The sequence below is a fragment of the Yoonia maritima genome (assembly GCF_002933395.1).
GTDB lineage: Bacteria > Pseudomonadota > Alphaproteobacteria > Rhodobacterales > Rhodobacteraceae > Yoonia > Yoonia maritima_A.
In genome coordinates, this window is record NZ_PKFN01000014.1 from 140,357 (window position 1) to 148,071 (window position 7,715).

The window sequence follows — 7,715 nt, forward strand, 5'->3', positions numbered from 1 at the left end:
TCAGGGGAACAAGACCTGATCCTGTCCGTCTTGCCAAGGCGAATATTTTGTCATGATGCTGGAAAAACGGTCCGACGTCAGGAAATCATCAAGCCATTGAGTAAGTGGTCCCAGACCTTGCGCATCAAACCACGCGCGATCTGTGTTAGCGAATTGGCGGACAAAAGGCAGAATTGCCATATCGGCGAGGCTCCGTTTGTCGCCCGTGAGGAATGAATGCGTTGTCAGTCGATCATTTAGCACCCTTAGAAACACCAACGCCTTTTCGCGTTGTTCGGATTCGTCCAAATCGGGAAAACGCACAGCGTATTTCGTGTGATCTAGTGCTTTCTTAAACGGCCCTTCACAGGTCGCGATCAAATCGAACCCTTCGGCGGGCATATCCAGCCACCCTTCGGGGTCGCTTTGGCCCAAGGCCCACATCATAATGTCGCGGCTTTCGTCTATCACCCGGTCAGGTAGCTGCAATACCGGTACGGTGCCCTTCGCAGAGGCTTCCAAGAACGGGGCTGGTTTGTTGCGCAAAACGATCTCGCGCAGTTCGACCTGTTGCCCGCTTGACTGGATAGCAAGGCGTGCGCGCATCGCATAGGGGCACCGCCGAAATGACCACAGGATCGGAAGGCTTTGCATCGGCATTACGCGGTCAGCTGAACACCATCGCGTCCAGTGATCTGTGTTGTAACGATCTGGCTTTCGGGTTGGTCCGTTTTGAAGCTCACTTCGGTGAACTGTTCCGTCCGACCCATCCGGGGGTTTTCCATCAAGATGTGATGTGTCGCGCCGATCTGTGCGTTCAAATGCAAATCAACTTGCGCCTGCCCTGCTGCACGTAGACGCGCTGCGCGATCCTTGATCAGTTTTCCGTTAACTTGCGTTGGGATTTTGGCGGCGGGCGTTCCTTCGCGTTTGGAATACGGAAAGACGTGCAGCCATGTCAGGTCGCAATCTTGGACCAGTTTTAGCGAGTTTTCGAAATGTGCTTCGGTCTCAGTCGGGAAGCCCGCGATGATATCTGCACCAAAGGTCATATCAGGCCGAAGCTTTCGCGCATCTTCGCAGAACTGAATGGCGTCGTCGCGCAGGTGGCGGCGTTTCATCCGTTTCAGGATCATGTCATCGCCATGCTGCAACGACAGGTGCAGATGCGGCATCAGGCGGGGTTCGGTCGCGATGGCCTGCATCAGGTTTTCATCGACTTCGATGCTGTCGATCGAACTGATCCGCAGGCGGCGCAGGTCAGGCACGAGTTTCAGAATGCGCATGACAAGATCGCCCAACTTGGGTGCTGCAGGCAAATCCGCGCCCCAACTTGTCAGGTCAACACCGGTTAGAACGACTTCATTATATCCACGATCGACAAGCCGTTTGATTTGATCAACGACAACGCCAGCAGGCACCGACCGCGAATTGCCGCGACCATATGGAATGATGCAGAAGGTACACCGGTGGTCACAACCATTTTGCACCTGAACATAGGCGCGGCTACGTGTACCAAAGCCGTCAATCAGGTGGCCCGCTGTTTCGGTGACGGACATGATGTCGTCGACCTGTACTGGCTCTGTTTGCCCAATCAGATTGGGCGCCATGTTGGTCCAAGTCGCCGGGTTCATCTTTTCGGTGTTGCCGATAACGACATCGACCTCGGACATCTTAGCGAATGTGTCGGGTTCGGTCTGCGCGGCGCAGCCCGTCACAATTAGTTTTGCACCCGGATTTTCGCGGCGCAATTTGCGAATGTCTTGGCGGGCTTTGCGTACGGCCTCGGCTGTGACGGCGCAGGTATTCACGATCACCGCGTTTTCGACCCCTGCCGAAGTCGCGAGCTCTTTCATCGCCTCGGCCTCGTAAGCATTTAGCCTGCAACCGTGGTTCGAGAATTTAGGTGCTTTGATATCCATTACAGCCGCCATTGCCCGTCAAAGACATGTGCCGTCGGACCAGTCATCCAAACGCCGTCATCGCGCCATTCGATATTTAGGGTGCCGCCGTCCAGATCAATGCGCAGGGATCGCCCAGTGATCCCACGACGCGCAGCCGCCACGGCTGTCGCACAAGAGGACGAACCAGATGCCATCGTAACCCCTACACCGCGTTCCCAGACCCGCATACGCAGGTGGTCCGGCCCTACAAGGCTTGCGAACTGCACATTCGTGCGCTCTGGGTATAGCGGATGGTGTTCAATCTCAGCGCCACGCGCGGCTAGATCAATCGCTTCAGCGTCATCCACAAAGAACGTACAGTGCGGATTGCCCATGCCAGTTGCGGTGGGTTCTCCGTCAATCGGTAGGCGCAGCGTGTCGACGTCACGTGCCAAAGGAACCTCATTCCAGTTCAATTGAGGCTGCCCCATATTAACAGAGGTCAGACTATTTCCAGCGTCTTTGGCGTAAAGGGTGCCGCGGTCGGTCGTCAGGGTCAGCGAATCGCGTCCGGTTTCATCCATCAAAAACCGCGCAATACAGCGTGTCGCATTCCCGCAAGCACCTGCTGTCGATCCATCGCTGTTCCAAAACGTCAAATGCACGTCCGAATGCGGCGAATTGGACAAAACAGCAAGCTGATCGAATCCGACTCCACGGTGCCGATCAGCGATTGCGATGGCTAACGTAGCGTCAATTTGTGGGGTGATTCCCCGTTCATCGACGACAACAAAGTCGTTTCCTAGGCCATGCATCTTCATGAACGGCAGATATGATTGAGTTTTTGCGGTCATAGCGGCCATATAGTGGAGTCTTTTATACTATTCTAGTCGAGATGACATTTGGGGGTTGACCCTAGCGTGCCACCTTTCTAATTAGCGCCCAGTGGGCCGTTAGCTCAGTTGGTAGAGCAACTGACTTTTAATCAGTAGGTCGATGGTTCGAACCCATCACGGCTCACCACTTTATCCTTTTGTCGAACGACAGTCAGTTGTGAACTTTCGACACAGTTTTGGAACTTTTCGACACTCAGTTTGGAACTTTGTCCATTTTCAGCTCTTTTGAGGTCTAGAAATGGGTTCTGCTCAAGTCACACAAAAGCTCAGGTCTACGAGACTCGTCTACAACGAGGAGCACCATCGGCGGATTCCGGACCTTCTCTGCAAGCGCGAAATCAACCTTGCCAAACTAGGGAAGCGGACACTCCGCGAGGTTCGCCCCGCGGAACCCAAGTGACCTACAGGGAGGGCGGGAAGCGGTCGTTCGCTGCGAAAGCGAATTTTCAGCAAATGACTAGTTGCTACAGACTTATTTTCAAACCGTAGATGAATCGTCGGAGGCAACTTTGCCGAGTAAATGGGCCTTAAACTTCCGCAAGTTTTCGATCTGTTCGTCGATTGATTGAGACAATAAAACCCGAGAGCGCTCTTCAGGCTCTAAGCCTTCCAGATTCGCTTCTTTTTCAGCTTTCTTCTTTTCTTGCTCGTCGTCATTAAAGACAACATTGATGACAGGAGTCGTTGGTTTTTGCTGCTCCAGAAAACTCAGCCAACCACCCAACGCTATTATGAATTGCTGTTCCTCTTCAGCGAGATGTTCGAAAGTTTCAGCTGTATATTCAGGAATCTCTTTTTGACCAGCAACCAGTATTACCCCATGAGCCACTAACTCGCGTAAACTGTCGAACAACGAAGCTACTGCCTGAGACCAACAGTTCCTGAAGGCAATACGATCGCAGTATGCCGTCCAGTAACCTCGTTTGGTGGTCATATAGCTTATCGATGCGTCTTGCCGAGGCAATCGAGAGAGGAGTTGTGATCGCCTTGACCAGTTCTAGGTCGGTATTGTGAGCCGCGAGCACCTCAGCGCCGTTAAGCAGCACCTCTGAGATGGCTCGTTTAAGTGAGCTACTGTTGCCATGATCATCTAGAGTTTTAGCCGAGATAGGATACCTTCGAGATAGCAACCTAAGTCCTTGTGCTAGTTTTTTCAGATTAACCGGTTGCCCGGCCAGTCGAAGCGGAACCAATATAAATGGTGCCAACAGTGGGCTGAGCCTATTGCCTATGTCTTGCAAGACTTCGAAGCGCTGATCTGCCACCAACCTTCTGATCGCGATGCGAGAAACGCTCGTCGCGAACCCAATGGGCCAGTGGCGGAATAGTTGGATTGCGGACTGAGCGCCCTCTTCCAATGCCCTAGCAACAAGTGCATTCGCCATGTCTTCCGGACCAATACTCCACCCGGATGCATGACCAAACTGTTCCTCATGTTCTCGTAAAGCGTCTTCTCGCACTTTGAACCATGCTGAAATTCGCCTGCGAACCTCGCGAGCCTGGCTCAAGTTTCCGAGTTCCGCTTCCATAGAAAGAACGCTCAACAGAAGCGGGCCATGCTGTTCAACTTGATCTGGATCGCTGAGAATCAGCCTACTGCCAGTCGGTCCTGTAAAGCGGGCTGTAAGATTTGGAAAATCTGTCAGTATTTTTCGTGTGGCGTCGTCTGTTTCAAGCGCTTCCGCCCCAATCAGTACAAACCGAACTGCTTGCCCCAAATTGCAAGCGGATCGACAGACACTTATAGCATTGGTCAGGCGTTGATTTCTTATCTCCATCCTGAGTACGGGGTCCCGTACGTTGCTAGCTAAGGGTTCAGGTTCGCTCTCTACCAACTCCAGCAGTTCCGCTCCCATTTCGGCTTTCAGCAGTAGCGGAACGACGTTCAATGCGGCGTATTCAGAATTTCGGTAGTGAGCCAGCATCCGCTGGGCGACTTTGGAGCGAACGCCAAGTATCGACTTTTGGCCTTTTACGACTGCGAAATGTTCAAAATCCTCGTCCGCGAAACTGATGGTGTTTTCTGAAACCCTGATACCAGGTTCTAAGTCGGAGCAAATGTCCAAAACTTGTGCACCGGACAAATTTAATACATGCGCGATTTCCCCAACTGGAATTGGTCTCGGTAGAACTGCCAACGCTGCACAGGCTTCTTCGACTTTGGTTGCCCCTCCAGCTTTCTTCACAGCTTCGTCGAATTGCTCGTGGAAAATAACTTCTAAGGTTTTGCCATTTGGCCGAAGGGGATCCAACGCCTCGCTCGGATTGCTAGAAGTTTTTCCAAAGGCATAGTTCTGAACCCTAGGTGTGCCATTGGTGAGGCGGTGAAAATCGTCTACCCACTCTTCTGGCGCCTCCCAGAAATGAGCAACGAATTCAGCAGTTTCTGGGCGACTAAAGGGAGGTAACTCGAAAGGTTTGAAAGAGCTCGGTAGCTGCAAATCGTCCCGCCGTCCGGTCCGAGCACTTATGACAAGTGCAACGTTCTTCGGTAAATCTTCAAACGAGATCAGTTCAGCTACAAAACTCTCCTCTTTCGGTACACGGGCATTCGCTGCACTAACTGAGTTATCGGCAGCGTCTACGACTATCACGAGCCTCGCCTCGGGTCTGACTTTGGAAAGTGCTTCGGAGGCTAAGAGCAGTCTCCGGTGAAATGCGCGCGCAAAGTCCAAACCCGATCTTGGCTCAAGGAAGGCGGGAATATTGAGACGATTGGCAAGTTCATTCGCCAGCTGCACGAATGCATCGCGCGGTCTATGGCGCATCGCGCTTGCATCCATATATGACCCTGCACCGTAACAGTCGAATACGATAACTTCGGAACCCTCAGGCAGAAGGCCCTGAAACTCCTGAATAATTGTACTCTTTCCAACACCTCCTGATCCATGCAACAAAATTCGTTGATCACTGTCGAGGATGCAGTTGCAAAGTTCTTTTGTAATCTCGCGCGGCACAAGATCAGTGACCGGCTTGACCTTTGCTGGGCATGGGAACAATGCTCGTATCTCAGAAACGCCGAACTGCAATAGAACCGACTCTTTGTTTATGATCTCTCCAGCCGTTTCAGGCATCATCATTTTGTTTCGAATAAAATTTCGCAGCCTTAGAGCCACTTCAGCGAACTCTGACTCTGTCCAAGCTGAAACCTCCATCAACATCTTCTCTTCCAAAAGGAAACGAGAGTTTGTTTGGCTGACGAACTTCAAGCACATAGAAAAATCTTGAAATTCCTTCGGAGACAGCCCACTGGCTTGAACTAACCGGTGCAGTTTATCACCGCCGCTCTGCCACTTGGTCTTGAAAGACTTTGGAACACCGTCATTCTTTGCTCTGTTGATTGCGCTTACAACGAGGTCGGAAACAGGCTGATTGGTCACCAGTTCTACTGAAATTTCACTGATTGGCCTGCCTTCTCTAAGCTTAACTGTCTCACGGAAGGCATTACCCAAACCTCGCATGAGCGACGATGAGGGGTCGATGGATGAAGGCCCATAACATGCTCTCGAGGGCGACCATGATATTGTCGGTTCGCTCGCTGAATACTTCAACTGTTGAATCGTGACGCGGTCTGCCGTCTGAATGCTAGTTCCACCGTACAGTAACGTGCAGTCTACGCCGTCCCACTGGTGACCGGAACCGTCAGCGGATGGAACACCCTCCACAGTTACCGCTTCTAGCTTGCTCGTGCTGTCTAACAGCTTCAGGGCCGAACGAACGGCCCAAAGTTCATGATATACATCACCCGTGTTTGAGCCCCGCGCTCCACCAAAATCCAAATCGCTACTCAATTGACGAAACTTCCTCGATACCAGGTCAATTTGTTTTCATCCGAACGCTAGCACTACACGTTCAGGAAGAAACAGAGCAATCTCGACATTTTTCCATTCAGACAGTCATCGACATGCAGCCCCCTCCGCTGCACTGCAGAACCCCGATCAGAAAAAAGAATTGACATGGACGGCGGCTTCGGGCCGTCCTTGCCAGATGACCGCCTCGCCTAGGTGAGGTGGTCGCCGCGCCGCCGCAAGTCCGCTTCGAGCCCAATACGATCAATGCTGCAAGTTGCACAAACGGCTGAAAACCCCCGAGAAGCGGCCATTGCAAAATGTGCTATGCGGCCGTCCGGTGATGGATGGCATTGATTAGGACGTGATTTCCATAGGTTGTAGGGCGTCGTGTGCAACGTATGTTCATGTTTAGATCGTGTGATTTCGTGCGGCGTCGCGCATTGTCGCGGAAACGCCATGCGGGTCGTCTTCGCTTGACCTTGCAGACCGGCATCGTGACCAAGGCGCTCGTTAGTCTGGCCAACTCCGACGAGTTCCGGCTCGCGGTTTCTGCAGGCGGCCTGCCGCCTTTGCCATCCCCGAACTATACGAGACGTTGGAAGGGGAAGGGTATTTCTACACCATCCGGCTGAAGAGCAATGCTGCGTTGCAACAGGCGGTCGCGCATCTGCTGAAGCGCGCTGTGGGGCGCCCTCCCAACTATGTGCACCGCTTCTATCACGACTTTGAGTATCAGGCGGCGTCATGGGAAAAGCCCCGCTGCGTCATCGCCAAGGTGGTATGGCATCCCGGTGATCTGTTCCCGCGTGTTGGTTTTGTCTTCACCAATCTGCCCTTGGACCCCGGATGGGTCATCCGCTTCTACAACCAGCGCGGCACGGCAGAGCAGCACATCAAGGAGGGCAAATACGCTATCAACTGGAAACGACTGTCGTGCAAAAGGTTCCGCGATAACGAAGTGCGGCTCCAGCTTCATGCGCTAGCTTACAATCTTGGCAGCTTCCTGAAGCGTGCAGACCTGCCAGAAGAGATCGCCGATTGGTCGATGAGCAGTATGCAGAGCCGTCTTATCAAGATCGGGGCAAGGTTTGGACCTGTCGCGCTTTCGTGCCGCCCCAAGTGCTCGTTTAGGCCACCTTCCGTTCGAATGCGACAGGGCTTTTCCA

The 7,715-nt window shown here is 52.8% G+C and carries 5 protein-coding genes, 1 tRNA gene and 1 pseudogene; 2 read left to right on the forward strand and 5 right to left on the reverse strand.

The window, feature by feature from the left end; all coding sequences use genetic code 11:
- Genes CYQ09_RS17580 through dapF form a run of 3 tightly spaced genes read right to left on the reverse strand, consistent with a single transcriptional unit; the run spans position 1 to position 2,725 of the window.
- Complete coding sequence (locus tag CYQ09_RS17580; RefSeq protein WP_239495994.1) at positions 1-639, reverse strand: glutathione S-transferase; 639 nt, start codon at positions 637-639, stop codon at positions 1-3.
- Positions 639-1,913 carry a tRNA (N(6)-L-threonylcarbamoyladenosine(37)-C(2))-methylthiotransferase MtaB gene (gene mtaB, locus CYQ09_RS17585; protein ID WP_106746687.1) on the reverse strand — a complete coding sequence of 425 codons (1,275 nt, stop codon included), beginning with the start codon at positions 1,911-1,913 and terminating at the stop codon, positions 639-641. Before mtaB ends, CYQ09_RS17580 begins: the two co-directional genes overlap by 1 nt.
- Positions 1,901-2,725 carry a diaminopimelate epimerase gene (gene dapF, locus CYQ09_RS17590; protein ID WP_106746688.1) on the reverse strand — a complete coding sequence of 275 codons (825 nt, stop codon included), beginning with the start codon at positions 2,723-2,725 and terminating at the stop codon, positions 1,901-1,903. Before dapF ends, mtaB begins: the two co-directional genes overlap by 13 nt.
- Before the next feature lie 84 nt (positions 2,726-2,809).
- On the opposite strand from dapF, the gene CYQ09_RS17595 reads away from it, so the two are divergent.
- Positions 2,810-2,885, forward strand: a tRNA-Lys gene (locus CYQ09_RS17595).
- 351 nt (positions 2,886-3,236) lie between these two features.
- On the opposite strand, the gene CYQ09_RS17600 is transcribed toward CYQ09_RS17595, so the two are convergent.
- Positions 3,237-3,587: a hypothetical protein gene (locus CYQ09_RS17600; protein WP_106746689.1), complete on the reverse strand. Its 351-nt coding sequence runs from the start codon at positions 3,585-3,587 to the stop codon at positions 3,237-3,239.
- Positions 3,541-6,210, reverse strand: a complete 2,670-nt coding sequence (locus CYQ09_RS17605; protein WP_162617715.1) for an ATP-binding protein — start codon at positions 6,208-6,210, stop codon at positions 3,541-3,543. Before CYQ09_RS17605 ends, CYQ09_RS17600 begins: the two co-directional genes overlap by 47 nt.
- 886 nt (positions 6,211-7,096) lie before the next feature.
- Between CYQ09_RS17605 and CYQ09_RS17615 the strand changes: the two are divergent.
- Positions 7,097-7,636, forward strand: a pseudogene (locus CYQ09_RS17615) (transposase); the annotation flags it as partial.
- Positions 7,637-7,715 lie beyond the last annotated feature (79 nt).